The following is a 2063-nucleotide window of genomic DNA, read 5'->3' as shown; positions in this document are numbered from 1 at the left end:
GAAAATGACGACCATCTCGTGGTGAGCGCCTACCGCTATGACGGTGAAGGGAATCAAGCGATCCAACAAGTTCCCGATCAAGCTGACATCGAGTTTTTTTATTTTGATGGGGTGCTCAAAAACGAACACTCTGACAGTTACCACACTCACTACACCACTATTTTCGAGCGTAGATGGTGTCGCACTCTGATCTCCGATGCCGCCATCGAGCATCAAATGATGTTGTTAGACAGCCAAGGTAACGTGCTGTCGACACTGACCATATCCAGCTCACAATCGCAAGAGCAACAATTTATCTATGCCCCTTCTGGCAAGCAGCATCAGATATCGTAAACCGATTGTCTGAAACATTATTCAACAACTAAAAGAGGAATACACTATGTTCAATATCAAAAAGCGTGTTGTTGCACTCCCACTCATCGCCTTGTTTGGTTCACCTCACGTCTTCGCACAATCCTGGTACCTTGAAGACGTGAGTCTTGAAATGGCGGATGGCAGCAGCAGTTNCAGTTGTACCATCTACGCCAACGGGAACCAGCAATGCCATGTGGTTATCGGCTTCTCCACAGAGGGAGACGAAGAAATCCCGATAGACGAGGTTCTGGCAAAGACCAAGCTGTGGGATAAAGTGGGCGATCAAGATTTGACCACCATCGAGGGGTATCAAGTCTCCCAAACGGATGATAAGTGGATTGATGAACTGCATACCATGAGTGCTAAGCCAGAAGTCTCCAAGCACTTAATGACCCAATCCGCGGAAGCGTGGTTAGATAAAAAGTCAGATCAAACGTCCTACGCAAAAAGTGATATGCAGTATTTCAAACTGTACGTCAGCACCGAAAATACAGAACCAGGCCGAGAAATCTGTGTGCAAATTGAAGACAGCGCAGGGCCTTATTCGACGTGTGGTTATGACGGCGGAGCCATTTCAACGGTTCTTATCACTGGCACGGAGCCCATCAAATACGACTTAGCGTCCATGGTGCTCAATAAGGCTACTTGGGTCTATGGGCAAGGCAATGAAGTCAATGTTCTCTCGTACATGATTTCCACCGCGAATGGTGCCCCGCTGGTTGACTATACGTTATACCCTAATGACCTAGGGCAAGGTTATCACAACATTTACCAAGACTATCTTCCTGGCGGCGGTCCTGACACGAGTTCCCCTTTGATTGGCCAACGGATCTTTCAGCGTTACTGGGACAAAGATGTTTACTGTAATGTGATGGCGACCATTTGGGAGCCCGCGATCCAAAATCAAACCGTTGAAACGGATGTTAAAGATCATTACTACGCCGACGGGGCTCCGCTTCACGGTGTGCCGATAAACCTAGAGACGAATACGTCTCCGAACAACATCCATGTGTTGGTGTACAGAAACGTGTGGGACAACGAACAATGGAGATACTATACCAATGACAACACGGATCGCCCAGTACCGATAACGTTCACCGACGCCTACGGGAATAACTCCGACGTATTGGCCCTAGACTTAAATAATGAATACGGCGAATTAATGCTAACGTACCCCTAATTCATTTCCCCGAATACTGATGACTACCAGTGTCAGCTGGTAGTTGTTCTCACTTTTGGAGTCACATCATAATGAAAAAAAAACGTATGCTCACACCCAGTGATCCGGCCTATCGGTGGATACAGTGCCCAGACATCGGTCGTCGACAGTTTCTCAAGACTGTGACGATAGTTGGAAGTGCCGCGCTCCTTCCCACGCCCATAACGGCATTTGCGACCCAGAGCGCAGTACAAGGTTCACCGTATGCTAACGTGATTTTAATTAACCCAATCGGTTTTCATAATCAGCCAAACGATTGGGTTTTAGGGCAAAGTCTATACGGCAATGGGTATCGCCGTTACAATAGTGTGATCGGTTTGTTTACCCAATACGACCGAGACATTGGGGCATTTGGCCGCTCAGGAGGGAATGGTTTCATCTTCTGCAGCCATGATGTTTTTAACCGTTTCGATCCTGATGGTCGACTCGATATCGGGATGCTGGTCGGAGGGATTGTGCTCGCGGTAGTGAGTGTGGTCAGTATCGTGGC

General features: G+C 47.9%; 2 protein-coding genes. Both read left to right on the top strand.

Features of this window, described 5'->3' with window-relative positions; all coding sequences use genetic code 11:
• A partial coding sequence (locus tag L1D31_RS22390) for a hypothetical protein (protein ID WP_239839141.1) occupies nt 1–333 on the top strand: 333 nt, incomplete at its 5' end.
• Between the two features lie 1272 nt (nt 334–1605).
• Nucleotides 1606–2063 (top strand): RHS repeat-associated core domain-containing protein (locus L1D31_RS22385; protein ID WP_239839140.1); only part of this gene is annotated, 458 nt, incomplete at its 3' end.

Origin of the sequence: Vibrio sp. Isolate23, from assembly GCF_022398095.1 — a bacterium.
GTDB classification, from domain to species: domain Bacteria; phylum Pseudomonadota; class Gammaproteobacteria; order Enterobacterales; family Vibrionaceae; genus Vibrio; species Vibrio coralliilyticus_A.
Note: the sequence above shows the minus strand (reverse complement) of the source record. Positions and strands in the feature narration are given on the sequence as shown.